Here is a 24,854-nt window from a genome sequence, read left to right as displayed (position 1 = left end):
CTCCCTGAAAATGCGCAAGGCTTGCCCCTCCCAGTCGTAGCCATGTTTCCATTGCTGTTTGAGTGGGCGGTGGCTGATGGGTAAGTTGAGCGCATAGCAAAAAACACTGAGGGTAACGACGCAGGGTTATGGCGTCGTCGCCCTCCAGCAGTGTGATGTCTTGCTCTGTCCCCATCAGCCACTGAGTGAGCTGCGCGGTGAAACTCTCAGGTCCCATTGAAAATGATTTTTCCCATCTCGGCCCGATGACCGAGAACCGCTCCGGCGGCCGTTGTCTGTAGCATCAAGTCTTGTTTGAGCCTCAAGTGCTCACCCATCAGCGATGAAAACTCTTTCGAAGATAATTCGTCAGGCACGTCCTGACCGAGCTGTTCGAACTGCCGGTTGTTTTTGCTTAAATCCCTGAAGATTTGCCCGCCCTCGCGTGCGTCGAGTTTCATATGCTGATCTCCGTTGACGTGTAATTTTTATGTGGTTTGCACTTGGGATCCGTTCCACGATTTTTTAAATATCCGGTAAAAAAATGCAGCAGGTCGGTGGCGAGTTCATTCCTCAGAAGCAAAGTCCGAGTGAGGCACCAACAGCGCATTGATCGAAGATGCCCAGTCGATACGGAAGCTGCCTTCCTCCGCCTCCAGGATCAGCACCTGTGGCTCAATGGACTCGTCACACTGCAGGCGCCAGGGCGCCTCGGTATGTTGAGCCAGCCAATGCTCTACATCGGCCTGATCCTGTGGGTTGCATACCAACTTTGCGCGGATCGCCGGGGCCTGGGCTACGAGCATTTGCTTGAGCATGGCTGACACCCGCTGCGTCGTCGTAGTGTCCTCGAGCAAACTGCGAATTGCGCTGTGGGTGACTGATGTGGCGATGCGTTCGATGTTGTCGAGGATCGCCTGCTGTTGCGCGTGCCACAGGTGCAATTGGCGATTGGCGCGTTGCCAGAACTCATGTTGTGCCTGCAGCAGCAATTGGTCGCGTTGCAAATGGGTCTGGCGCAGGATTTCATCGGCCTGATCCCGGGCACTGTTTAACAATTCGGTATCGCGTGCGCAGTCCGCCAAAGTTTCCAAAGGAATCAACGAACGGGTTTGTGAAGAAAGCGGCTTGCGTAGCTCAATCGTGCGTTTGCACAGCATCGTCCTGGGACTCCTCTGCAAAGGAAAACACCGGCTCATTGTGTGACGCACCGGTGCGCCATATAGCGGCCTTCCAAATAGTTTCGAGCTTGTCGTGGGTATCACCCATTTGAGGGGTCTGCTCAAGGGCGAGCACCCGGTGGCGGTCAAAGCTCAAACGCAGCCGCTGCCATACGGAGGGTTCTACCCAGGCGCGTAAATAGTGCAGGGGGTCTTCCGTGCTGATTTGCAGGGTGTTGGGCATCAGTGCCTTTGAAAGACGTACGCACCAGAGTTGCAGGTCCTGGCTCAATGGCGTGGGGGTCTTGATCTGGTAAACACCGCCGACCAGCGCGAGGATGAGATCTCTGCGTTGCGCAGGTTCAAGTACCAGCTGCAACAGTGCTGCAGACGGTTCGACAGGCAGACATGGGTCAATTCCCAATGACGTTGCCATTGCCGCATGCTGGCTCTGGCAGAGTGTTTTCGAATAGGGCAATGAAGGGGTGAAGGGCGGCCAATCGTGCGGCGAGTCGAGCCAGGGGCAGGCCCACCACTTGGCCCAGGTGAGGCTGTCATGCGTCATTTGCATTCGGCTCGGCTTGTTGGGCAGCGCGCACCTTTTTCAGCCAGAACACCGCAGCTGCGCACCCCGCTATCAGGACAATAACGAATAATGTAAGCAGGGTGTGCCAAAAAGCGAGATCACCCGACTTAATCAGAAATGGCCCGAAGTAGGCGAGTTGCTGCTTCTCCTTATAGGCGGTAGCCGGTACGAAGATCACGGTCAACTTTTGCGAGTTTGCAAGGGCCGTTGTCATGCCCGGTATGCTACTGGCGACCATCCGCCGAATGCGCGGCAGCAGGCTGTCAGGTTCCAGCCGTGGATCATGCTTGATGAAGACCGATGCCGAGGCCGGTTGTACCGGCTCTCCCGGTGCGACCCGCTCAGGCAATACCACGTGTACCCTGGCCACGAGAACCCCGTCGATATTGGACAAGGTCGCTTCCAGCTCCTGGGATAACGCATAGATATAGCGGGCACGTTCCTCAAGTGGTGTAGAAATGACACCTTCCTTGCGAAAGACGTCGCCCAACGTGGACCGTGCAGTCTTTGGCAACCCGGCGGCCGCAAGCGTGTGGACGGCGGCAGCAATATCTGCTGTGCGCACGCGAACGACCACGCCGTCTTTCTCCAGCTGTTTTTGTGCCCGAATGTGCTTGTCTGCCAATTCAGCGATCACCTCATTGGCTTCCTGCTCGGATAACTTGCGGTGCAGTTCGACGCTTTCACCGCATCCGCTCAGCACCGATAAGAGGGTGAGCCATAAGAGAATAAAGCGGCAGCGGCGCATGGTTTACCTATTGCAGGTTAGTGGCTTTCTCAACGAACGAAGCGCAGTGTTTTATGACCTTGACGCCGATGTTGAGGATTTCTTTTGATTCAATAATGGTCTGTGTGGCATTCGCAATTTTCAGCTCGTTATGGGTCTTGGAATATTCACGCAGCAGCTTGGGGATTTTTTCGTTGTTGGATTTCAACCGCTCTGATTGGTCCACCAGCGACCGACTGTTTCCTGGGGTGGGGGGAACCGACGGGTAAGTGATGTTCTGTTCCAGTGCCGCGTTGAAGAAATGCGCGTCGTGGGCACTATCGATGCTTCTTTCGGCGGGAACCCCAAGGGCACCTGAATAGATTTCCCGCTCTTTTCCAAGCGTTGTGCGCATATACATCTCCCTCAGAAAAATAGGGAGGCTTTCTCGAGTTAATAAACAGGAGAAAGCCTGTGCTACTTATTGTACTTTGTTAATTATCTGGCCCCACTTACTGGCAATCGAGGCGTCTTTATCCAGCTTTGCCATTTCCAGCGTTTCTTTGTTTTTTTCCTCAGTCAGGGCTTTCATTTGACCAAAAAGCTCTTTGCTGCTCATGCCGCCACCGCCGCCGATTGGAGAACTCATACTTTCACCTTTGGTTTCATAAGTTGGTAGGTATTTGCAATAAGCCTTTCGATTAATCGTGCTACATCATTATTCGATAATCGACGCTCGTACACTAAGTGGCGAAGCCTGTGGAAACAGTTCCAACGGCTGATGGTTACTTGTTTCAATGTGTTTCATGGCTTACTGGGCTCCCTGAAACGGTGCGCATGCATTGAGTGCAACACCCAGCTGCTTCATTCGATAATAGAGGGTGCGTTTGGCAACCCCCAACTCCGACGCTACACAATCCACGCTGTAAGTGTGACGATGTAGAGACTCTTCAATGAGTGTTTTCTCAATACGCTGTAGACGGTCTTTCAGGCTTAGTTCCAAAGGTTGGCCAGTCGATGCCGATAAAGGCGGTAGCCCGAGGACAAAACGCTTGGCCGTGGAGCGTAGCTCGCGGACATTGCCCCGCCACGGATGGCACAGCAACTGCTGGAGCAGTTCGCTGGTGGGGTGAGGGACTGTGCAGTTGAAGTGCTCTGCCTCTTGTTTAATCATCTCCAGAAACAACGGTACGATGCGCTCACGTCTGTCACGCAACGGTGGCAGCTTGATGTTGATCACGTTCAGGCGAAAATACAGGTCCCGCCTGAAGCTGCCTTGCTCAACCATGTCATGCAGCGATTGTTGAGCGGACGCGATGACGCGCATGTCGACCGGGATGAAGCGTGTTGAGCCGAGCCGTTCAACGCCGCGTGATTCGAGCATTCGCAATAGCTTGGCTTGAAGCGAAAGCGGCATGCTGTCGATTTCATCCAAATACAACGTACCCAGGTGAGCCGCTTCGATAAACCCTGCGCGTGACTGCACAGCCCCGGTATAAGCACCACTGTTAACGCCGAACAATTGGCTTTCGGCGAGGCTTTCCGGGATGGCGGCGCAATTGACAGCAACAAAGTTGCCTCGACGGCCCGACAGGCGATGCACGCGTTGTGCCAGGGTATCTTTGCCGGTACCGGTTTCCCCGAGCAACAAGATGTCAACATTAAGTGTCGCTGTGCTATTGATCGTATTTTCAATGTCCGAGCCATCAATGAATGGCGTATCGGTTTCGCGTTCTTCGTGATCGGCGGCCGACATCGGATGGGTGCTCCACTCTCGTGATTATTTACGATTAAAAGGCTGTTATTCAGAACGTACTTGGGCAGAGCGTAAAGTATAAGATTTCTCGTCGAGTATGCAGGTAAGAGTAAGCCAGGCATGCGTAGGAAAAGTCATTAACTTGTCGCTTAACATCATTCGAAACGGTTGAGCTGCTGTTTGCGCAATAAATAGGAAATATCTTAAGTTTTCACATAAACAACAAGATGGCAATTACCGACGGGCAAACAACCGCCCACAAAAAAGCCGATGCAGTGCATCGGCTTTTTGTTTGCGGCAAAACCGCAGATGGCGCTTATACGTTAAAGCGGAAGTGCATCACGTCGCCATCCTTGACGATGTACTCTTTGCCTTCCAAGCGCCATTTACCGGCTTCCTTGGTACCGGCTTCACCCTTGTACTGGATGAAGTCGTTGTAGGCGATGACTTCGGCGCGGATAAAGCCTTTTTCGAAGTCGGTGTGGATCACGCCGGCGGCCTGTGGTGCGGTGGCGCCGACCTTGACGGTCCAGGCGCGGACTTCTTCGACACCGGCGGTGAAGTAGGTCTGCAGGTTGAGCATTTCGTAACCGGCGCGGATCACGCGGTTCAGGCCAGGCTCTTCCAGGCCCAGGGCCTCGAGGAACATGTCTTTTTCTTCGCCGTCATCCAGCTCGGCGATTTCTGCTTCGATCTTGTTGCACACCGGCACCACAATGGCGCCTTCCTCATCGGCGATGGCCTTGACCACGTCGAGCAGCGGGTTGTTCTCGAAGCCGTCTTCGGCGACGTTGGCGATGTACATCACAGGCTTGGTGGTCAGCAGGTGGAAGCCTTTGACCACGGCTTTCTCGTCGACGCCCATGTTCTTCATCAGGCTGCGTGCCGGCTTGCCTTCGGTGAAGTGCGCGATCAACTGCTCCAGCAGGCCTTTCTGGACCACTGCGTCCTTGTCGCCGCCTTTGGCGTTACGCGCAACTTTTTGCAGTTGCTTCTCGCAGCTGTCCAGGTCGGCGAAGATCAGTTCGAGGTCGATGATCTCGATGTCGCGTTTCGGGTCAACGCTGTTGGAGACGTGAATCACGTTCTCGTCTTCAAAGCAGCGGACCACGTGGGCGATGGCATCGGTTTCGCGGATGTTGGCCAAAAACTTGTTACCCAGGCCTTCACCTTTCGACGCACCGGCCACCAGGCCTGCGATGTCGACGAACTCCATGGTGGTCGGCAGGATGCGCTTGGGATTGACGATCGCCGCCAACGCGTCCAGACGCGGATCCGGCATCGGCACGATACCGCTGTTGGGTTCGATGGTGCAGAAGGGAAAGTTCTCCGCCGCAATACCGGACTTGGTCAGGGCGTTGAACAGAGTGGATTTGCCGACGTTGGGCAGGCCGACGATGCCGCAATTGAATCCCATGGTGTTTCCCCTCGGTAAGAGTCAGGCCTTCTGGCTGTGCAGGTTTTTCATCGCGCGGTTCCATTCACCGGCGAAGATATCCGGCAGCACGCCGAGGGCAAAGTCGATGCTGGCATCGAGTTTTTCCTGTTCGGCGCGTGGCGCACGACCCAGGACGAAATTTGAAACCATACTGGCAACGCCTGGGTGGCCAATGCCGAGCCGCAGACGGTAAAAATTATTCTGATTACCCAACTGCGCGATGATGTCGCGCAGGCCGTTGTGCCCGCCATGCCCGCCGCCGAGCTTGAACTTGGCAACACCGGGTGGCAGGTCCAGTTCGTCATGGGCCACCAGGATTTCTTCGGGTTTGATCCGGAAGAAGCCCGCAAGCGCCGCGACAGCCTGGCCGCTGCGGTTCATGTAGGTGGTGGGAATCAGCAGACGAACATCCTGACCCTGGTGCGAGAAGCGCCCGGTCAGGCCAAAATACTTGCGATCGGCCACAAGGTTCACACCTTGCGCGTGGGCGATGCGCTCAACAAAAAGGGCCCCCGCGTTATGCCGGGTCTGTTCGTATTCGGCGCCTGGATTTCCCAGGCCAACGATCAGTTTAATGGCAGTCACGACAGGGGCCCTTCCTTTGGAGTTGTGGGTAACATCGCCGACACCTGCGTGCGGCGAAAGTGGACAACAAAAGATCATTTACTCAAGAGTAAACGCCGCGTTATCGCCCGCTTTCTCGCTACGTTCCGGTCCGCGATGTTTCCTCAAGCTCCGGCAATACAGAGTGAATTACTCTGCAGCGCCTTCTTCAGCTTCTGGTGCAACGCGTGGAGCGTGAACGTTTGCAACAGCTTTGTCATCACCGTGAGCCAGTGCAACAAACTCAACGCCTTTAGGGGCTTTGAGGTCGGACAGGTGGATGATGGCGCCGATTTCCAGAGCCGACAGGTCGACTTCGATGAACTCAGGCAGGTCTTTCGGCAGGCAAGTCACTTCGATTTCGTTCAGGACGTGCGAGACTTCGCCGCCTTTCTTGACCGGAGCTTCTTCGCCGACGAAGTGAACTGGAACGATAGCGGTCAGTTTCTGACCGGCAATAACGCGTACAAAGTCAGCGTGCAGCACGTGGCCTTTGGCCGGGTGACGTTGCAGAGCCTTGATGATCACGTTTTGCTTTTTGCCGCCAACGTTCAGTTCGATAACGTGGCTGTAAGCAGCATCGTTTTCGAGCAGTTTGGCGATTTCTTTGGCCAGCATGCTGATGGATTCAGGGGCTTTGTCGCCACCGTAAACTACAGCTGGAACCAGGCTTGCGAGACGACGCAGGCGGCGGCTCGCACCTTTCCCCAGGTCGGAACGCGCTTCAGCATTCAGAGTAAAATCGTTCATGTTGTATCTCCAAAATAACCACATTCGCCCCAGCGTTTGCGACCAGCGCTAAAGGCGATATGGGCAAAAAAGCCCCGCCCCAACAGAATGCTGGGGCGGGGCGCTTTTCGTCAGTGGGATGTTTCGTAAGGTTTGACCCTTATCGGAACATCGCGCTGATCGATTCTTCGTTGCTGATGCGGCGAACCGCTTCGGCAACTACCGGTGCGATATCCAGTTGACGGATACGCGAACAGGCTTGAGCTGCTGCGGACAACGGGATGGTGTTAGTCACCACCAGTTCGTCCAGCATGGAGTTCTCGATGTTCTCGATCGCTCGGCCCGACAGCACAGGGTGTGTGCAGTAGGCGAAGACTTTTGCTGCACCGTGCTCTTTCAAGGCTTTCGCCGCGTGGCACAGGGTGCCGGCGGTGTCGACCATGTCATCAACCAGAATACAGGTACGCCCTTCGACATCACCGATGATATGCATCACTTCAGAGTGATTGGCTTTCTCACGGCGTTTGTCGATGATCCCGAGGTCCACGCCCAGGGATTTGGCAACAGCCCGTGCACGCACGACGCCACCAATGTCCGGGGACACGATCATCAGGTTTTCAAAGCGCTGGTCTTCAATGTCATCCACCAATACCGGGGAGCCGTAGATGTTATCTACCGGAATATCGAAGAACCCCTGGATTTGGTCAGCGTGCAGGTCAACCGTGAGAACACGGTCGATACCTACCACGGTCAGCATGTCAGCCACGACTTTCGCGCTGATAGCCACACGTGCGGAACGCGGACGGCGATCCTGACGGGCATAACCAAAGTAAGGGATTACAGCTGTGATTCGAGTCGCTGAGGAGCGGCGGAAGGCATCAGCCATCACGACGAGTTCCATCAGGTTATCGTTGGTCGGAGCGCAGGTCGGCTGAATAATGAAAACATCTTTACCGCGGACGTTTTCATTGATCTCGGCTGTAATTTCGCCATCGGAGAATTTACCGACAGAGATGTCACCGAGAGGGATATGCAGCTGACGTACGACACGTCGAGCCAGATCGGGGTTGGCGTTCCCCGTAAAGACCATCATCTTGGACACGCGCAGTACCTAGAGGCTGAGGGTAACCTGGATGAGTATTAGAAAATGGCAGGGGCGGCTGGATTCGAACCAACGCATGGCAGGATCAAAACCTGCTGCCTTACCGCTTGGCGACGCCCCTGTATCTGTTGCAACGAGTACCCAGTACTCGGTTCCTTTAGAGCAGACTTTGCAGCTTGCGATGCAACATCGAAACGTTGCTTCCCTTTGCTACAAACCCTGTAAGGGTCTCTGTAAGAAGGGCCGAGACTTTATCAGCTTCAGCTTTGTTTGGGAAGCCCCCAAACACACAACTTCCAGTTCCGGTTAATTTTGCCTCGGTAAATTTACCTAACAAATTCAAAGCGTTACGTACCTCTGGATAACGCCTTGCTACAACCGGTAAGCAGTCATTTCGACTGTTTCCCTTGGGAACGGGGCGCACTTTAATGGGAGGAGAGTTACGTGTCAACAGTGGATCTGAAAAAATTTCTGCTGTACTTACAGATACTTGCGGAACAAGCACGACATACCACGGCTCTTCGGGGTATTCCGGGGTGAGTTTCTCCCCGACGCCTTCGGCAAAAGCCGCGTGCCCACGCACGAAAACCGGCACGTCGGCGCCCAGTGTCAGGCCCAGCGTGGCCAGGCGATCGTGGTCCCAGCCCAGTTGCCACAAGTGATTCAAACCGAGCAGGGTGGTCGCGGCATTTGAGCTGCCGCCACCGATGCCGCCGCCCATGGGCAAAATTTTATCGATCCAGATGTCGATACCGAGCGAGCAACCGGATTGCGCCTGAAGTGTTTTCGCCGCCCTGACAATCAGATTGCTGTCGTGGGGCACGCCTTCGAATTCGGTGTGCAGCTGGATCACGCCATCGTCGCGTACGGCAAAGGTCAGTTCATCGCCGTAATCGAGAAATTGAAACAGCGTCTGCAGTTCGTGGTAGCCGTCTTCACGGCGCCCAAGAATGTGCAGCATCAGGTTGAGTTTGGCCGGAGAGGGCAGCGTCAAGCGTTCTGAGGTCACGTTATTGCCCCAGCTTGCGCGGTTGCCATTCCTTGATCACCAGCGTGACGTCAAGGTCGGTGCCATGCAGTTTGATGCGCTCAGGCAGCCAGTAGCCATTCTGTTCCACGTAGCTCAGGTACTCGACCTGCCAGCCATCCTGCTCAAGCGTGGCCAGGCGGCTGTCGCCGTTGAGGCTCAGGCGGCTTTTGCTGTCCGGCGCGGGCAAGCCGCGTACCCACCACACCAGGTGCGAAACCGGCAGCTTCCAGCCTATCTGCTGTTCCAGCAATTCTTCCGGCGTGGCTGCCTCATAGCGGCCCTGGTTGGCCACTTCCAGGCTCACTTGCCCTGGTCGGCCGGTCAGGCGTGCTGCGCCGCGGCCCAGTGGTCCGGACAGACGAATATCGTAATAGTCCTGGCGTTGCAGCCAGAACAACGTACCGCTGCCGGAATCTTTTGGTGCGCGCACCCCGACTTTGCCGTCGATCTGCCAGCCGTCAATGCTGCTGAGCTGATCCTTGTGCTGCTGCCATTGCGCCGGGCTGCCCTGGCCTTCAACGGATTCGCGGCTGCCAATGCCCGCGCAACCGGCGAGCAGGGCGATGAAACTGAAAACAATAACGTGGCGCAAGAACATAAGCTTAAAGGGTCTCGGATCCGGTCAGGCGCTTGATGGTGCCGCGCAGGATAGGGCTTTCGGGTTGTTCCTTGAGGAATTTTTCCCAGATTTGTCGCGCTTCGCGCTGTTTGCCATTGGCCCACAGCACTTCACCCAGGTGAGCGGCCACTTCCTGATCCGGGAAGCGTTCGAGTGCCTGGCGCAGCAGGCGTTCGGCTTCGTCCAGGTTGCCCAGGCGGTAATTCACCCACCCCAGGCTGTCGAGCACGGCCGGGTCTTCCGGGTTGAGCTTGTGGGCTTGTTCGATCAGCACCTTGGCTTCGGCGTAGCGCGTGGTGCGGTCCGACAGGGTGTAGCCCAGGGCGTTGAGCGCCATGGCGTTGTCCGGGTCGCGCTTGATGATCAGGCGCAGGTCTTTTTCCATCTGCGCCAGGTCATTGCGTTTTTCCGCCTGCATGGCGCGGGTATACAGCAGGTTCAAATCGTCGGGGTATTGCAGCAAGGCTTGTTGCAGCAATTTCCAGGCGCGTTCGCCCTGCTTGTTGGCCGACAGCGTCTCGGCCTGGATCAGGTACAGCTGGATCGCATAGTCCGGCTCGGCAGCGCGTGCCGCCGCCAGGCGTTTTTCGGCTTCGTCGGTGCGGCCGTTGCTCATCAGGATATCGGCCTGACGCAACTGGGCCGGCAGGTAGTCATTGCCGGGGCCGACCTGGGCGTATTCAAGCAGTGCAGCCTGCGGGTCGTTGCGTTCTTCAGCGATGCGGCCGAGGTTCAGGTGCGCCGAATCCACATGGCTTTCGCGCTCGATCAGCTCCTCCAGGTAACCCTTGGCCTCGTCCCAGGCCTTGGCTTCCAGGCACACCAGCGCCAGCGAATAACGCAACTCGTCGTCGTCAGGGTATTGCTGGACCAGGTTGGCAAACTGCACTTTGGCGTCTTCCATGCGGTCTTGCTCAACCAGCATGCGCGCATAGGTCAGCAGCAAACGCTTGTCGCCCGGATACTTCTTGATGCTTTTTTCCAGCAGTGGAATCGCTTCCTTGCCGCGATTGAGGTTTTGCAGCAAGCGTGCGCGCAGCAGAATCGGGGCGATCTCGCCGTCTTCCGGCGGGTTCTGCTCCAGCAGCTTGAGGGCGGCGTCGGCTTCGTCATCCTGTTGCAGCAGCAAGGCTTTGCCGAAAATCAGCTGGCTGTTCTTCGGATGTTTTTGCAGCAGGCGGTCAAAACTTTTCATCAAGCCATTGCGCGTGTCCTGGTCGGTGTCGGCCGCCGACAGCGCGAGGAAGTCGAAATGCGTGTCGCCCTTGCCCTGCAGGACTTTCTCCATATAGACCATGGAGTCGTCATAACGCCCGGCGCGGGCCAGTTGCACAGCCGCCGCGCGTTGCGCTTCCAGGTCGTCCGGGGCGTTTTTCGCCCAGATCAGCGAGGTGTCCAGCGCGGCCTGGTCAGCCCCCAGGTATTCGGCGATGCGAAACGCACGCTCCGAAATGCCCGGGTCCTGGGTATTGATGGCCTGGGTCACGTAGTTATCCAGGGCAATATCGAAACGATTGCGCTGGCCGGCGAGTTCGGCGGTCAGCAGGCTATAGATCGTTTCTTCATTGAACGAGGAGTAAACCTTGGGCTTTTCAGGGGCTGGGGTGCTGTCTTCGACCGGCGGCGTACCGTCCGGCGACACGGGTGCCAAGGCCTGGCAGCCGCTGAGGAAGACAAAAGCAAGGAGCAACGCGGAAGATCTATTCATATAGGAAGAGGACGACTAACCTGCGGTCGGATCATCATGACACAAGCCTTCGGCCAAACATAACCGAGTCTCAGTGGGCGCCTTTATAGGCACAAGCTACTAGGACAATAGACGACGGTGGTTGTTCTGGATCTTTCGAAGTAGGACAATTGTCGGCTTCCCGACATCATCAGCGATATTGAATGGCCTTCCTCGCACTCGGTATTAACCACAAGACTGCAACCGTAGACGTGCGCGAGCGCGTGGCGTTTACGCCAGAGCAGTTGGTTGAGGCCTTGCAGCAGCTCTGCCGGCTCACCGACAGCCGCGAAGCTGCGATCCTTTCGACCTGCAATCGCAGCGAGCTTTATATAGAGCAGGAACATCTTTCGGCGGATGTGGTGCTGCGCTGGCTGGCCGATTATCACCATTTGGACCTCGACGACCTGCGCGCCAGTGCTTATGTGCATGAAGAGGATGCGGCAGTTCGTCACATGATGCGCGTCGCCGCAGGGCTCGACTCGCTGGTGTTGGGCGAGCCGCAGATCCTCGGGCAGATGAAATCCGCCTACGCCGTGGCCCGCGAGGCCGGCACCGTCGGCCCGTTGCTTGGCCGTTTGTTCCAGGCCACGTTCAATTCGGCCAAGCAGGTGCGCACCGACACCGCCATCGGTGAAAACCCGGTGTCCGTCGCGTTCGCCGCCGTCAGCCTGGCCAAACAGATTTTCAGTGACTTGCAGCGCAGCCAGGCGCTGCTGATCGGCGCCGGTGAAACCATCACCCTGGTCGCCCGCCACCTGCACGACCTGGGCGTCAAGCGTATTGTGGTCGCCAACCGCACCCTGGAGCGCGCCAGCATCCTGGCCGAGCAGTTTGGCGCCCATGCTGTGTTGCTGTCGGACATCCCGGCCGAGCTGGTGCGCAGCGATATCGTCATCAGCTCCACCGCCAGCCAACTGCCGATCCTGGGCAAAGGCGCGGTCGAGAGTGCATTGAAGCTGCGCAAGCACAAGCCGATCTTCATGGTGGATATCGCCGTTCCCCGCGATATCGAGCCTGAAGTCGGCGAGTTGGACGACGTTTACCTCTACAGCGTCGACGATCTGCACGAAGTGGTCGCCGAAAACCTCAAGAGTCGCCAGGGCGCGGCCCAGGCCGCCGAAGAAATGGTCAGCACCGGCGCCGAAGACTTTATGGTGCGCCTGCGTGAATTGGCGGCGGTCGATGTGCTCAAGGCGTATCGTCAGCAGGGCGAACGCCTGCGTGATGAAGAATTGATCAAGGCCCAGCGTTTGCTGGCCAACGGCAGCAGCGCCGAAGACGTGCTGATGCAACTGGCGCGTGGCTTGACCAACAAATTGCTCCACGCCCCCAGCGTTCAGTTGAAAAAGCTTACCGCCGAAGGCCGCCTCGATGCGCTGGCCATGGCCCAGGAACTCTTTGCCCTCGGTGAGGGCGCGTCAGATAGCTCTTCGGATAAAAAACCGCAATGAAAGCGTCACTGCTCAATAAACTGGACGTGCTCCAGGACCGTTTCGAAGAACTGACCGCCTTGCTCGGCGATGGCGAGGTCATCTCCGATCAGACCAAGTTCCGTGCCTATTCCAAGGAATACGCCGAAGTTGAGCCTATCGTGGCCACCTATAAAAGCCTGATGAAAGTGCAGGCCGACCTCGAGGGCGCCCAGGCGCTGCTCAAAGACAGCGACCCGGACATGCGCGAAATGGCCGTGGAAGAAGTCCGCGAAGCCAAAGAGAAGCTGGTCGAGCTCGAAGGCGACCTGCAACGCATGCTGCTGCCCAAAGACCCGAACGACGGACGTAACGTGTTCCTCGAAATCCGCGCCGGCACCGGTGGCGACGAAGCGGCGATCTTCTCCGGCGACCTGTTCCGCATGTATTCGCGCTACGCCGAGCGACGTGGCTGGCGTGTCGAGATTTTGTCCGAGAACGAAGGCGAACACGGCGGCTATAAAGAAGTCATCGCGCGGGTCGAAGGTGACAACGTCTACGGCAAGCTCAAATTCGAATCCGGCGCGCACCGCGTGCAGCGGGTTCCGGCGACTGAATCCCAGGGCCGTATCCACACCTCGGCGTGCACCGTGGCCGTGTTGCCCGAGCCGGACGAGCAGGAAGCCATCGAGATCAACCCGGCAGACTTGCGTGTCGACACCTACCGCTCGTCGGGCGCCGGTGGTCAGCACGTGAACAAGACCGACTCGGCGATCCGCATTACCCACTTGCCGTCGGGCATCGTGGTCGAGTGCCAGGAAGAACGTTCCCAGCACAAAAACCGTGCGCGGGCCATGTCCTGGCTGTCGGCCAAGCTTAACGACCAGCAGACCAGCGCCGCCGCCAATGCAATTGCCAGCGAGCGCAAGTTGCTGGTGGGCTCGGGCGACCGCTCCGAACGCATTCGCACCTACAACTTTGCCCAGGGCCGGGTCACCGACCATCGGGTCAACCTCACCCTGTATTCCCTCGACGAGATTCTCGCCGGTGGCGTTGACGCGGTAATCGAGCCGTTGCTGGCCGAATACCAGGCTGATCAATTGGCGGCGATAGGTGAATAAATGACCATTATTGCCAGCCTCCTGCGCGCCGCCGACCTGCCAGACTCGCCCACCGCGCGGCTGGATGTGGAGCTGTTGCTGGCCGCTGCCCTGGGCAAATCGCGCAGCTACCTGCACACCTGGCCGGAAAAAATCGTCAGCAGCGAAGACGCGCTGACGTTTGCCAATTACCTGCAGCGTCGTCGCACGGGTGAGCCGGTGGCCTACATCCTCGGGCAGCAGGGTTTCTGGAAGCTGGATTTGGAGGTCGCACCGCACACGCTGATTCCGCGCCCGGAAACCGAGTTGCTGGTAGAGGCCGCGCTGGAATTGCTGCCGTCCACGCCTGCCAGGGTTCTTGATCTTGGCACGGGCAGCGGCGCCATCGCCCTGGCCCTGGCCAGCGAGCGCCCGGCCTGGCAGGTCACTGCGGTCGATCGTGTGCTCGAAGCCGTGGCCCTGGCCGAACGCAACCGCCAGCGCCTGCACCTGAAGAACGCCTCGGTGTTGAACAGCCATTGGTTCAGCGCGTTGCAAGGCCAGCACTTCGACTTGATCATCAGCAACCCGCCTTACATTGCCGATAACGATCCCCATCTGGTGGCCGGCGATGTGCGCTTTGAGCCCGCCAGTGCCTTGGTGGCAGGCCATGATGGGCTGGACGATTTGCGGTTGATCATCGCCCAGAGCCCGGCCCACTTGAATGCCGGTGGCTGGTTGCTGCTCGAACACGGTTACGACCAGGCTGGGGCGGTACGTGATTTGTTGTCGGGTGAGGGCTTTGATGAGGTCCACAGCCGCATCGACCTCGGTGGTCACGAACGCATCACGTTGGGGCGCCGCCCGTGCTGACCGACCAGGAACTGTTGCGCTATAGCCGACAGATTCTGTTGCAGCACGTCGACATCGACGGCCAATTGCGCCTGAAAAACGCCCGCGCGCTGATCGTCGGCCTCGGTGGGCTCGGCGCGCCGGTCGCGCTTTACCTGGCCGCCGCCGGTGTGGGTGAGTTGCACCTGGCAGACTTCGATACCGTCGACCTGACCAACCTGCAACGCCAGATCATCCACGATACCGACAGCGTCGGGCAGACCAAGGTCGATTCGGCCATGCGTCGTCTGGCCGCCATCAACCCGGAAATCGCGTTGGTCGCCCATCGCACTGCGCTGGATGCCGATTCACTCGCCGCCGCAGTGGCGGCGGTCGATGTGGTACTCGATTGCAGCGACAACTTCTCTACCCGTGAGGCCGTAAACGCCGCTTGCGTTGCAGCGGGCAAGCCTTTGGTCAGCGGCGCGGCCATTCGCCTGGAAGGCCAATTGTCGGTGTTCGACCCACGGCGCGCCGAGAGCCCGTGCTACCACTGTTTATATGGGCACGGCAGCGACACCGAGCTGACCTGCAGCGAAGCCGGTGTGATCGGCCCGTTGGTCGGGCTGGTTGGTAGCCTGCAAGCACTGGAAGCCTTGAAGTTGCTGGCAGGTTTTGGTGAGCCCCTAGTGGGGCGTTTGCTGTTGATCGATGCCTTGACCACGCGTTTTCGCGAGCTGCGCGTCAAGCGCGACCCCGGCTGCAGCGTTTGCGGGACGGCCCATGGTTAAGGACGCGCCCATCGGTGTGTTCGATTCCGGCGTCGGCGGCCTGTCGGTGCTGGATGAAATTCAGCAACTGTTGCCCCATGAGTCGTTGTTATACGTGGCTGACGGCGGGCACATCCCCTACGGTGAAAAATCCCCGGCGTTCATTCTTGAACGTAGCCGTTTGGTCGCCGGGTTTTTCCGCGAAAAAGGCGCCAAAGCCTTTGTGATTGCCTGCAATACCGCAACCGTCGCCGCCGTGGCTGATTTGCGCCAGGACTATCCCGACTGGCCCCTGGTGGGCATGGAACCTGCTGTCAAACCGGCGGCGGCCGCCACCCGCAGCGGCGTGGTCGGCGTGCTGGCCACCACCGGCACCCTGCAAAGCGCCAGGTTCGCCGCGCTGCTCGATCGCTTCGCCACCGATGTGCGGGTGATTACCCAGCCGTGTCCGGGGTTGGTTGAACTGATCGAAACCGGCGACCTCAACAGTGCCGCACTGCGCCAGTTGTTGCAGGGCTATGTCACCCCGCTGCTCAACGCAGGTTGCGACACCATCATCCTCGGCTGCACCCACTATCCCTTCCTCAAGCCGCTTCTGGCACAGATGCTTCCCCCCAGCATCGTCCTGATCGACACCGGCGCTGCCGTGGCCCGCCAGCTCAAGCGTCTGTTGGGCGAGCGTGACCTGCTGTCGCCTGGCAATCCTGAGCCAGCGCAGTTCTGGACCAGCGGCGACGTCGATCACCTAAGAAATATCCTACCGACACTCTGGAAATCTTCTGGCGTTGTGCGTAATTTTGGCTTGTGAAAAATTCGTGAAACATCGCGGTTGGAAGCTGAACTTCTGGCATCGCGCAAGCTTCTATAGCGTTAGCCTGTACAAACCCTACAACTTCGATCTCAAAGGATGTGCTCTTATGAAGCGCTTGTTCTGTTTGGCTGCGATTGCGGCCGCGGTGGTGGGACACTCAGTTTCGGCTCAGGCCGCCGGCCTGGAATTTGGGGTGGGGGGGACCAGCGATTCGACCTTGACCTATCGGTTGGGGCTGACGTCGGATTGGGATAAAAGCTGGTGGCAGAGTGATACGGGCCGACTGACCGGCTATTGGAGTGGCGCTTACACCTACTGGGACGGCGACAAACGCGCGAGTGTCAGCAGCCTGTCGTTCTCGCCGGTGTTTGTGTATGAGTTTGCCGGGGAGAAGGTCAAGCCTTACATCGAAGCGGGTATCGGTGTGGCGGTGTTTTCACGCACGCGGGTTGAAGACAACAACATCGGCCAGGCCTTCCAGTTCGAAGACCGCCTGGGCTTTGGTTTGCGCTTTGCCGGCGGGCATGAAGTGGGCATTCGTGCCACGCACTATTCCAATGCGGGCATCAGCAGCAATAACGACGGCGTAGAGAGCTACTCGTTGCACTACACCTACCCGTTGTAACTCCCAAGCCTGCGCAAGCCAGCTCCCACATAGCTTGACTTGGAATACAGTCAAAATGTGGGAGCGGGCTTGCTCGCGAAGACGGTGTGTCAGACGCCTGATGCATCGACTGACACTGCGCTTTCGCGAGCAAGCCCGCTCCCACATTATGATCTTCATCAGTCTTGGGCTCAGCGATACGCCGTCGCAATGCCCTGGCGCTCTTCAAGGCACTCCGGCGCACCCATCTCGAATTCCCGACAGATCAACGGCCGCCGCTCGTAAATCGTGCACATCATCGTGTCCCGATCCAGGGCCGCGCACCAGCCGTCATCCAGGCGCAGCATCACTTCACCGCCCCAATCGTCGGTATCGATATAGCGCTCCGGCACGCCGGTGTCGGTGATCAGCATGACTTCCAGCTGGCAGCAGCAGGCTGCGCACGTCGAGCAGGTGACGGCGGGTTCGGTGATTTGTGTGTGGGGGATGTTGGTCATAGGCGCGCAGTGTAAGGCAAGCGCGTTGCTTGCGTATGAATGCTCTGACGGACGTCAGTGCCCAAGCTGCCGTGCCACCCAGTGCAATACCGGGAACACCAGCGCCCAGAGCAACGCCAGGCCGATCAGCGTCAGCGTTGTGTCGTAGCCCAAACGCACACCGGCCAATTGGCTGCCGGCGTAATAAGACAGTGGCCCACCCACCGCCCCCAACAGGCTGGCGCGCCACCAGGGTTGTGCACTCCAGGCCAGGCAATGGCGCAGTGTGGTGGCGAGCAGTGCCCAGAGCATGATCAGCCAGAAGGGAATCAGCGGCCCTGGAAAACCGAAGTGAAACACGCCAAAGGTGCGCAACAAGGTATCAACCACGGTGCCCAACAGGGTCACGGCCAGGATCACGTGGCCTTCTTCCGACCATGAACTTGTCCACAGCAGGTGGATGGCCAGCACGCCCGCGCCCACCCACAACCAGCGGCTGTCACCGCCCAGCACACAGGCAAACCAGCCGCACTGGAACAGCACGGCATTGGCCAGGGTTTTAAGCATTGAAACGCCCGAGCAACGGCGGGTTGATCGCCGCAGGCTTGGCCAGCAGCAGCTGCGCGGTACCGATCGTTCGCTCCATAAACCCGCCTTCGCAGTAGCACAAGTAAAATTCCCACAGGCGCAGGAAGTACTCATCGTAGCCCAACTCGGCAAGACGACCATGGGCGCGACGGAAGTTCTCATGCCACAGGCGCAGGGTGCGCGCGTAGTGCAAGCCGAAGTCTTCCATGTGCAGCAGGTTCATGTCGGTGTCGCGGCTGACGATCTGCAGCATGTTCTGCACAGAGGGCAGGGCGCCGCCGGGGAAAATATAGCGCTGGATAAAGTCGACGCTGTTTTTGGCCTTCTCATAACGCTGTTCACGAATAGTGATGGCTTGCAGCAGCATCAGCCCGTCGCTGTTGAGCAGGTGCGCGCATTGCTTGAAGTAGGTCGGCAGAAAGCGATGGCCCACCGCTTCGATCATCTCGATGGACACCAGTTTGTCGTACTGGCCCGTCAGGTCGCGGTAGTCCTGCAGCAGCAGCGTTACCTGCTCCTTGAGCCCCAAGGCCTCGATGCGTTTTTCGGTGTAGGCGAACTGCTCTTTGGACAAGGTCGTGGTGGTGACCTTGCAGCCATAGTGCTGCGCCGCATACAGCGCCATGCTGCCCCAGCCGGTGCCGATTTCGAGCAAATGGTCGGTGGGTTTGAGCGCGAGCTTCTGGCAGATGCGTTCCAGTTTGTTCAGTTGCGCCTGTTCCAGGCTGTCGTCGGGGGTCAGAAACTGCGCCGCCGAATACATCATGGTCGGGTCGAGGAATTCCTCGAACAAGTCGTTGCCCAGGTCATAGTGGGCGGCGATATTTTTCTGCGAGCCCTTGCGGGTGTTGCGGTTAAGCCAGTGCAGGCCTTGGGTGAAGGGTCGCGCCAAGCGCGCCAGGCCGCCTTCCATGGCATCGAGCACATCCAGGTTGCTGACCATCACGCGCACCACGGCGGTGAGGTCCGGGCTGCTCCAGTAACCGTGGATAAACGCCTCGCCGGCGCCGATCGAACCATTGGCCGCCACCAGGCCCCAGACTGCCGAATCGTGGACCTGGATTTCGCCCAACAGATGCGCTTCGCGTGCGCCGAACACTTGGCGTTCACCGTCTTCGATCACCACCAGTTGGCCGTGGCGCAGTTGGCTGAGCTGGCGCAGTACACCTTTGCGCAACAGCGCACTGGTCACGCCGTTGACGTTCAGGCGGTTGGTCTTGACCGATAAGCTAGGGGATTTCATGGCGGCGATCCTTGGTATACCCGACTGCGGTGCGAGAGGCGCCATCGGCGGCCTGATGGGAAAAAATCGGTGTGCGTTTGAGCAAAAGGCGAATGGCTTGCCAGTAAATCGCCAGGCAGGTCTTGGCGGTCATCCACGGAAAGCGCCACAAGTAGCGATGCAGGCTGGCGCGGGTCAGCGCTTCTTTTTGCAGGCTCAAGGTGGCGTCGAAGACTTTTTGCGTGCCCTGCCAATCAGCCATGTGCACGCCGAGCCTGTCGGCCGGCGGGCTGAAGCTCATGCGGTATTCCAGGTCGCGGGGTAAAAACGGCGACACATGGAACGCCTTGGCCACGGCGAAGTGCTGGTGTTCCTCGGCGCCGAGCGCCTGGGCCGGCAGCACATAGTGGTAGCGCTCGCGCCACGGGGTGTTGGTCACTTCACACAGGATCGCGGCCAATTGCCCATCGGCCTCGAAGCAGTAGAAGAAACTCACCGGGTTAAAAGCCAGGCCCCAACTGCGGGCCTGGGTCAGTAGGCAGATAACGCCCCGGGGCTCGCGCCCCAGAGCCTTGCCGACTTCCTGGCGCACGGCATCGCTCAAGCTGATGCCGTGACGCGTAAATTCACGCAGGTAGTCCTGCTGGCGAAAGCCGAAGGGCGCCAGCCGGCTGTTGCCGGCCAGGGGCGAGAGCCCGAGCACTTCGTCTTGTTCGCTCAAGTCCAGGTACAGCAGGCCAATGCGGTAGCGAAAGGCGTGGGCCTTGGGCGCAAACCGGCGATGGGCGATCCAGCCGCTGTACAGGGCGCTGTTCATAGGGTTTCGCCAAAGGCCTGGGCCACGCGCAATGCGCTGGTCACGCCGTCTTCATGAAAGCCGTTGGCCCAGTAGGCGCCACAGTAAAAGGTGTGGCGCGCGCCGTGTAATTCTTCCCAGCGGTTTTGTGCCGCCACCGCTGCCAGGCTGTATTGCGGATGCGCATAGGTGTAGCGCGCAAGGATCTTCAGCGGGTTGATCATCGGCGTCTGGTTGAGGCTGACGCAAAAAGTGGTGTCGCTGTGGATGCCTTGCAGGATGTTCATGTCGTAAGTGACGGCCGCCTGGGTTTGCGCGGTGCCGCTCAGGCGATAATTCCAGCTGGCCCAGGCCAGTTTGCGCTCGGGCAGCAGGCGCGTGTCGGTGTGCAGCACCACGTCATTGTCGGCGTAGGGCAGGGCACCGAGAATGTCTTGCTCGGCCTGGCTCGGGTCGGCCAGTAACGCCAAGGCCTGGTCGCTGTGACAGGCAAACACCACGCGGTCAAAGCGCTCGCTGCCGGCGGGGCTGTGGATAATCACGCCCTCGTCTGTGCGTTCGACTTTATCCACAGGGCAATTGAGACGGATCTGCTCGCGAAAACTGCGGGTCAGCGGTTCGATGTAGCTGCTTGAACCGCCTTCGATCACACACCATTGCGGCCGATTGTTCACCGACAACAAGCCGTGGTTCTTGAAAAACCGCACAAAGAACTGCAACGGGAAACCGAGCATGTCCGCCAGGGACATCGACCAGATCGCCGCGCCCATCGGCACGATGTAATGGCGGATAAAGCGTGGGCCGTATCCACCGGCTTCCAGGTAATCGCCCAGGGTCATGTCGGCACTGATGCGTTGCTCTTGCAGGTCCAGCGGTGCCTGGCGGTTAAAGCGCAGAATGTCGCGCAACATGCCCCAGAATCCCGGCGAGAGAATATTGCGGCGCTGGGCAAACAGGCTGTTGAGGTTATTGCCGTTGTATTCGAAACCGGCGTTCTCGTCGCACACCGAGAAGCTCATTTCGGTGGGCTTGAAGGTCACGCCGATCTGCCCGAGCAGGCGGATGAAATTGGGGTAGGTCCAGTCGTTGAACACGATGAAACCGGTGTCCACGGCATAGCTTTGACCTTCAACTGTGACATTGACGGTGTGGGTATGCCCGCCAATGCGCTCGCCCGCCTCAAACAGCGTGATGTCGTGGCGCCGGCTGAGCAGGTAAGCGCTGGTCAGCCCGGCGATACCGCTGCCGATGATGGCGATCTTCACAGGTCGTCCTTCTTCGGTGGCGGGCTGCGCAGCATGCGTTTGCCGATAATCAGTTGCGCGCGGTTGGGCAGCTTCGACAATGGCCACAGGGTGGCGATAAACATCGCCGGGAAGGCGATTTCCAGCGGGCGTTTTTCCAGCTTGGCGAAGATATGCCTGGCAGCCTTCTCGGCGGACCAGCTCAGCGGCATCGGGAAATCATTGCGTTCGGTCAGTGGGGTGTCGACAAAGCCCGGGCTGATCACCGTGACGTCGATGTTCTCCGGCGACAGGCTGATGCGCAGCGATTCGAACAGGTAACGCAGCCCGGCCTTGGACGCGCCATAGGCTTCGGCGCGTGGCATTGGCAGGTAGGTCACGGCGCTGGCGACGCCCACCAGATGTGGGGTGAGCCCTTTGCGCAACAGCGGCAGTGCAGCTTCGATGCAATAGCTGCTGGCAAGCAGGTTGGTGCGCACCACGTGCTCGACGATGGAGGAATCGAATTGCCGGGCGTCGACATACTCACAGGTGCCGGCGTTGAGGATCACCGTATCCAATGAACCCCAGACCTCGCCGATGTGTTCGCCGATCTCGCGCACGGTCTGGCTGTCGGTCAGGTCGCCGGCCACCACCAGCACTTGGCCTGGGTAACGCAGGGCGAACGCTTCAAGCGGGCCTTTGCTGCGCGAGCTGAGCGCCACATGCGCGCCACTGTTGAGCAGTTCGACGGCCAGCGCGGCACCGATGCCACTGCTGGCACCGGTCAACCAATAACGGCGGGGCGGTACAAGGCTCATCCCATTCTCCTTTTTAGCCAACTGACCACAGGGCCGACTACCGGCAGGTGTTCATAGAGCAACGCGCCCGCATCGAAATAATCGCGATGGCGGTAGACCTTGTCGCGCCACATCAGGTGCGAGCAACCTTCCACCCGGATCACCTTGCCACTGGCCAGGCGCGGGTGGCAAAAGCTCATTTTCCAGCGCAGGTAGCCTTCACCTTCGGCGACCTGGTCGAATCCGTGGAAGTCAAAACGCAACTGGCTGATGTTGCTGTACATCTGGGCGAAGTAACTGCGCAAAGCGGGCAGCCCGTGCACTTCGTGCAGCGGATCGGTGAAGGCGATGTCCTGGCTGTACAAGCTGTCGAGCAGGTGCAGGTTGTGCTTGTCCAGGGTGGTAAAGGCCTGGGCGAACCGCTGCAGGAAGTCACTCATGTTCGGCGACCTCCTGGCGTGAAGGCAGGTTGCGAAAGGCGGCGAGTGCACGCTCGCGGGATTTTTTCAGGTCGACAATCGAGCGTGGGTAATCTGCCACGCCGAACAGGCCACCGGCGGCTTCGGGGTTGTGCACTTCCTTCTTGTTCAGCGCCGCCAGCTCCGGTAGCCAGTGCTTGATGAACACCCCTTCGCTGTCGAACTTTTGCGACTGGCTCAACGGGCTGAAAATCCGGAAATACGGCGCCGAGTCGGTGCCGGTGGACGAGCTCCACTGCCAGCCGCCGTTATTGGCGGCCAGGTCGCCGTCGATCAAGTGGCGCATAAAGAAGCGCTCACCTTCGCGCCAGTCGATCAGCAGGTTCTTGGTCAAAAACATCGCCACCACCATGCGCAGGCGGTTGTGCATCCAACCGGTTTCCAGCAGTTGGCGCATGGCCGCGTCAATAATCGGCAGGCCGGTGCGCCCTTGTTGCCAGGCGGCCAAGTCCTTGGGCGCATCGCGCCAGGCCAGCGCCTCGGTTTCGGGGCGGAACGCACGGTGGCGCGAGACCCGTGGGTAACCGACCAGAATGTGTTTGTAGAACTCGCGCCACAGCAACTCGTTGATCCAGGTGATGGCGCCGATATCGCCGCTTTCGAACTCGCCCTGGTTGGTTTGCAGGGCGGCGTGCAGGCACTGGCGTGGTGAAACCACACCGGCGGCGAGGTAGGCCGAGAGCTGGCTGGTGCCGGGTTTGGCCGGGAAGTCGCGTTCGTCTTTGTAGTAGCTGATCTGTTGGTCGGCGAAGGTGTCGAGGCGACGCCGGGCTTCTTCCTCACCCGCCGGCCAGAGGGCGCGCAAGGTGTCGCTGGGTGTTTCGAAACCTTCGACCTGATCCGGGATGGCGTCGCGGTGCACATCCAGCGGTGCCTGTTGTTGCGGCGTCGCCACCAGGCGCGGCAAGGCGCTGTGCAGGCGGTTGTAGCAGACTTTGCGGAATTGACTGAATACCTGGAAGTAAGTGCCGGTTTTGGTCAGCACGCTGCCAGGTTGGAAAAACAGCTGGTCGAGGTAACTGTGGAACGTCACCCCGTCAGCCTCCAGAGCTTTAGCCACGGCCACATCGCGACGGCTCTCATGAATGCCGTATTCCTCGTTGATGTGCACCGAGTCCACCGACAGTTCCCGGCACAGTTTGCCCAGCACGGCGGGCGCCTGGTCCCAGGTGTCGGCGGTGCGAATCAGCAAGGGAATGTTCAGTTCGCCAAGGGCCTGGCTCAAGTGTTTGAGGTTGCGCAGCCAGAAATCGACTTTGCAGGGCGCATCATCATGGTCCAGCCATTGCTGCGGCGTGATCAGGTACACGGCGACAACCGGGCCGCGCTGGCAGGCGGCGGCGAGGGCGGTGTTGTCGTGCAGGCGCAAGTCGGTGCGCAACCAGATCAAATGCATTTAGACAATTCCACGCTGGATCAATAACTGGTGGGCCGACAACGGGTCTTCGGCCACGAACAATTCAGGAGTGTCACGGGTTAATACGGCTAACTCGTCCTGGTGGATGCATACCGTTGGTCCGGCAATCAAAATTGGGCAATTGATGCCGCCTAAAAGTTTGCTGAGTGCCGACAGGTGGAGGGCTTTGCTTGAATACAGCAGCACCGCACGCGGTTGCAGGTGTTCCACGGCCAGGGCCAATTCGCCGGTCGGCAAAGGCCAATCAAAAACCTCCACGGGGCAGTCGGCACTGCTGGCCAGCCAGGCGCTGAGCCACAGGTGCGGCTCCAGCGGCACGTCGGACTGGTTGACCAGCAGCAACGGTGCGCCCTGGAGCTGGCGGTTGTTGTGGTAAATGCGCGCGCCGAACTTGCTGCGCAGCCAGGACAGAAAAAACACCCGCTCCATTTGTGCGCCGAACTGGCCCTGCCAGCGTTGCTCCAGCGCGGTGAGCAGCGGCAGCATCAACTGCTCACACAAGGTGCGCGGCGGGTACAGCGCCATAGCCTGGTTGAACAGGTCGTCGACCCGGCGTTCGGCCAGTTCGCTGATTGCGGTGAGCAGTTTATGCCGCAGCACATGCCATTCATTTTCGACGCTGTCGGGGCTGGCCTGGGCGGAATCGATCAAGCCTTTGACCTGGCTGACCGGCACGCCACGGTTGAGCCAGGTCAGAATGGTGTGGATGCGTTGCACATGTTCGGCGCTGAACAGCCGATGGCCCTTGGGTGTGCGCTGGGGCACGATCAAACCATAACGGCGCTCCCAGGCACGCAGGGTCACGGCGTTGACGCCGGTCTGGCGCGCCACTTCGCGAATCGGCAGCCAGCCGTCTTCGATGGCTTGGGCGATGTCTTCGACAGGGTCGTCTTGCAGGGCAGGTGTCATGGT

29 protein-coding genes and 1 tRNA gene are annotated in these 24,854 nt (G+C 59.0%); 6 read left to right on the top strand and 24 right to left on the bottom strand.

Going from position 1 to position 24,854, the window contains the following annotated elements; genetic code table 11:
• Positions 1-206: 206 nt before the first annotated feature.
• The 15 genes from BFP92_RS12100 to BFP92_RS12035 all read right to left on the bottom strand — a co-directional run bounded on the left by BFP92_RS12100 (position 207) and on the right by BFP92_RS12035 (position 11,416).
• Positions 207-440 carry a hypothetical protein gene (locus BFP92_RS12100; protein WP_065929664.1) on the bottom strand — a complete coding sequence of 78 codons (234 nt, stop codon included), beginning with the start codon at positions 438-440 and terminating at the stop codon, positions 207-209.
• A gap of 105 nt (positions 441-545) precedes the next feature.
• Positions 546-1,139, bottom strand: a complete 594-nt coding sequence (gene sctL, locus BFP92_RS12095; protein WP_065929663.1) for a type III secretion system stator protein SctL — start codon at positions 1,137-1,139, stop codon at positions 546-548.
• Complete coding sequence (locus BFP92_RS31885; RefSeq protein ID WP_177024354.1) at positions 1,117-1,704, bottom strand: type III secretion protein; 588 nt, start codon at positions 1,702-1,704, stop codon at positions 1,117-1,119. The genes sctL and BFP92_RS31885 overlap by 23 nt, the downstream gene beginning before the upstream one ends.
• A complete protein-coding gene (gene sctJ / locus BFP92_RS12085) occupies positions 1,694-2,473 on the bottom strand; it encodes a type III secretion system inner membrane ring lipoprotein SctJ (protein WP_065929662.1) in 780 nt (259 codons plus the stop codon). Before sctJ ends, BFP92_RS31885 begins: the two co-directional genes overlap by 11 nt.
• 7 nt (positions 2,474-2,480) lie before the next feature.
• On the bottom strand, positions 2,481-2,846 hold the full coding sequence (locus BFP92_RS31195) for a hypothetical protein (RefSeq protein ID WP_139114058.1): 366 nt from the start codon (positions 2,844-2,846) through the stop codon (positions 2,481-2,483).
• A 66-nt stretch (positions 2,847-2,912) separates the two neighbouring features.
• Complete coding sequence (locus BFP92_RS31710) at positions 2,913-3,080, bottom strand: hypothetical protein (RefSeq protein WP_158235269.1); 168 nt, start codon at positions 3,078-3,080, stop codon at positions 2,913-2,915.
• A gap of 162 nt (positions 3,081-3,242) precedes the next feature.
• Positions 3,243-4,187 carry a sigma 54-interacting transcriptional regulator gene (locus BFP92_RS12075; protein ID WP_065929660.1) on the bottom strand — a complete coding sequence of 315 codons (945 nt, stop codon included), beginning with the start codon at positions 4,185-4,187 and terminating at the stop codon, positions 3,243-3,245.
• Positions 4,188-4,503: 316 nt separating this feature from the next.
• The gene (ychF, locus tag BFP92_RS12070; protein ID WP_065929659.1) at positions 4,504-5,604 is read right to left on the bottom strand and encodes a redox-regulated ATPase YchF; all 1,101 of its coding nucleotides are present in this window, start codon (positions 5,602-5,604) and stop codon (positions 4,504-4,506) included.
• 21 nt (positions 5,605-5,625) lie between these two features.
• Positions 5,626-6,210 carry an aminoacyl-tRNA hydrolase gene (pth, locus tag BFP92_RS12065; RefSeq protein ID WP_065929658.1) on the bottom strand — a complete coding sequence of 195 codons (585 nt, stop codon included), beginning with the start codon at positions 6,208-6,210 and terminating at the stop codon, positions 5,626-5,628.
• A gap of 168 nt (positions 6,211-6,378) precedes the next feature.
• Positions 6,379-6,978 carry a 50S ribosomal protein L25/general stress protein Ctc gene (locus BFP92_RS12060; RefSeq protein WP_065929657.1) on the bottom strand — a complete coding sequence of 200 codons (600 nt, stop codon included), beginning with the start codon at positions 6,976-6,978 and terminating at the stop codon, positions 6,379-6,381.
• Between the two features lie 139 nt (positions 6,979-7,117).
• A complete protein-coding gene (locus BFP92_RS12055; RefSeq protein ID WP_003208392.1) occupies positions 7,118-8,059 on the bottom strand; it encodes a ribose-phosphate pyrophosphokinase in 942 nt (313 codons plus the stop codon).
• A 46-nt stretch (positions 8,060-8,105) separates the two neighbouring features.
• Positions 8,106-8,180, bottom strand: a tRNA-Gln gene (locus BFP92_RS12050).
• A gap of 36 nt (positions 8,181-8,216) precedes the next feature.
• Positions 8,217-9,020 carry a 4-(cytidine 5'-diphospho)-2-C-methyl-D-erythritol kinase gene (gene ispE / locus BFP92_RS12045; protein ID WP_218178052.1) on the bottom strand — a complete coding sequence of 268 codons (804 nt, stop codon included), beginning with the start codon at positions 9,018-9,020 and terminating at the stop codon, positions 8,217-8,219.
• A gap of 49 nt (positions 9,021-9,069) precedes the next feature.
• Positions 9,070-9,687, bottom strand: a complete 618-nt coding sequence (gene lolB / locus BFP92_RS12040; protein ID WP_065929655.1) for a lipoprotein insertase outer membrane protein LolB — start codon at positions 9,685-9,687, stop codon at positions 9,070-9,072.
• A gap of 4 nt (positions 9,688-9,691) precedes the next feature.
• On the bottom strand, positions 9,692-11,416 hold the full coding sequence (locus BFP92_RS12035; protein ID WP_056859136.1) for a tetratricopeptide repeat protein: 1,725 nt from the start codon (positions 11,414-11,416) through the stop codon (positions 9,692-9,694).
• Positions 11,417-11,598: 182 nt separating this feature from the next.
• Here BFP92_RS12035 and hemA point away from each other — a divergent pair, with 182 nt between their 5' ends.
• The 6 genes from hemA (at position 11,599) to BFP92_RS12005 (ending at position 16,962) form a co-directional block, all read left to right on the top strand.
• Positions 11,599-12,888, top strand: coding sequence for a glutamyl-tRNA reductase (gene hemA, locus BFP92_RS12030; RefSeq protein ID WP_065929654.1), 1,290 nt, complete (start codon positions 11,599-11,601; stop codon positions 12,886-12,888).
• Complete coding sequence (prfA, locus tag BFP92_RS12025) at positions 12,885-13,967, top strand: peptide chain release factor 1 (RefSeq protein ID WP_065929653.1); 1,083 nt, start codon at positions 12,885-12,887, stop codon at positions 13,965-13,967. Before hemA ends, prfA begins: the two co-directional genes overlap by 4 nt.
• Positions 13,968-14,798, top strand: coding sequence for a peptide chain release factor N(5)-glutamine methyltransferase (gene prmC / locus BFP92_RS12020; RefSeq protein WP_065929652.1), 831 nt, complete (start codon positions 13,968-13,970; stop codon positions 14,796-14,798).
• Entirely contained in the window at positions 14,792-15,547 is a 756-nt protein-coding gene (locus BFP92_RS12015) for a molybdopterin-synthase adenylyltransferase MoeB (protein WP_056859132.1), read from the top strand. Before prmC ends, BFP92_RS12015 begins: the two co-directional genes overlap by 7 nt.
• The gene (murI, locus tag BFP92_RS12010) at positions 15,540-16,334 is read left to right on the top strand and encodes a glutamate racemase (RefSeq protein ID WP_065929651.1); all 795 of its coding nucleotides are present in this window, start codon (positions 15,540-15,542) and stop codon (positions 16,332-16,334) included. The genes BFP92_RS12015 and murI overlap by 8 nt, the downstream gene beginning before the upstream one ends.
• Before the next feature lie 109 nt (positions 16,335-16,443).
• The gene (locus BFP92_RS12005; protein WP_065929650.1) at positions 16,444-16,962 is read left to right on the top strand and encodes an acyloxyacyl hydrolase; all 519 of its coding nucleotides are present in this window, start codon (positions 16,444-16,446) and stop codon (positions 16,960-16,962) included.
• Positions 16,963-17,132: 170 nt separating this feature from the next.
• Here BFP92_RS12005 and BFP92_RS12000 read toward each other — a convergent pair whose 3' ends face one another.
• The 9 genes from BFP92_RS12000 to BFP92_RS11960 are packed head-to-tail and all read right to left on the bottom strand — an operon-like array spanning position 17,133 to position 24,851.
• Positions 17,133-17,438: a YkgJ family cysteine cluster protein gene (locus BFP92_RS12000; protein WP_056859129.1), complete on the bottom strand. Its 306-nt coding sequence runs from the start codon at positions 17,436-17,438 to the stop codon at positions 17,133-17,135.
• 54 nt (positions 17,439-17,492) lie between these two features.
• Positions 17,493-17,984, bottom strand: a complete 492-nt coding sequence (locus tag BFP92_RS11995) for a DUF2878 domain-containing protein (protein WP_065929649.1) — start codon at positions 17,982-17,984, stop codon at positions 17,493-17,495.
• Positions 17,977-19,248, bottom strand: coding sequence for an SAM-dependent methyltransferase (locus tag BFP92_RS11990; protein WP_065929648.1), 1,272 nt, complete (start codon positions 19,246-19,248; stop codon positions 17,977-17,979). Before BFP92_RS11990 ends, BFP92_RS11995 begins: the two co-directional genes overlap by 8 nt.
• Complete coding sequence (locus BFP92_RS11985) at positions 19,235-20,044, bottom strand: DUF1365 domain-containing protein (RefSeq protein ID WP_065929647.1); 810 nt, start codon at positions 20,042-20,044, stop codon at positions 19,235-19,237. Before BFP92_RS11985 ends, BFP92_RS11990 begins: the two co-directional genes overlap by 14 nt.
• A complete protein-coding gene (locus BFP92_RS11980) occupies positions 20,041-21,288 on the bottom strand; it encodes an NAD(P)/FAD-dependent oxidoreductase (RefSeq protein WP_065929646.1) in 1,248 nt (415 codons plus the stop codon). Before BFP92_RS11980 ends, BFP92_RS11985 begins: the two co-directional genes overlap by 4 nt.
• Entirely contained in the window at positions 21,285-22,067 is a 783-nt protein-coding gene (locus BFP92_RS11975) for an SDR family NAD(P)-dependent oxidoreductase (RefSeq protein ID WP_065929645.1), read from the bottom strand. Before BFP92_RS11975 ends, BFP92_RS11980 begins: the two co-directional genes overlap by 4 nt.
• Positions 22,064-22,486: a nuclear transport factor 2 family protein gene (locus BFP92_RS11970; protein ID WP_065929644.1), complete on the bottom strand. Its 423-nt coding sequence runs from the start codon at positions 22,484-22,486 to the stop codon at positions 22,064-22,066. Before BFP92_RS11970 ends, BFP92_RS11975 begins: the two co-directional genes overlap by 4 nt.
• Positions 22,479-23,921 (bottom strand): deoxyribodipyrimidine photo-lyase, encoded by a 1,443-nt coding sequence (gene phrB / locus BFP92_RS11965; RefSeq protein WP_065929643.1) that lies wholly within the window; start codon positions 23,919-23,921, stop codon positions 22,479-22,481. The genes BFP92_RS11970 and phrB overlap by 8 nt, the downstream gene beginning before the upstream one ends.
• Positions 23,922-24,851 carry a MerR family transcriptional regulator gene (locus tag BFP92_RS11960; protein WP_065929642.1) on the bottom strand — a complete coding sequence of 310 codons (930 nt, stop codon included), beginning with the start codon at positions 24,849-24,851 and terminating at the stop codon, positions 23,922-23,924.
• Positions 24,852-24,854 lie beyond the last annotated feature (3 nt).

Source organism: Pseudomonas sp. 58 R 3, from assembly GCF_900006605.1.
Classification (GTDB): domain Bacteria; phylum Pseudomonadota; class Gammaproteobacteria; order Pseudomonadales; family Pseudomonadaceae; genus Aquipseudomonas; species Aquipseudomonas salomonii.
This window is presented reverse-complemented; position numbering and strand designations above follow the sequence as displayed.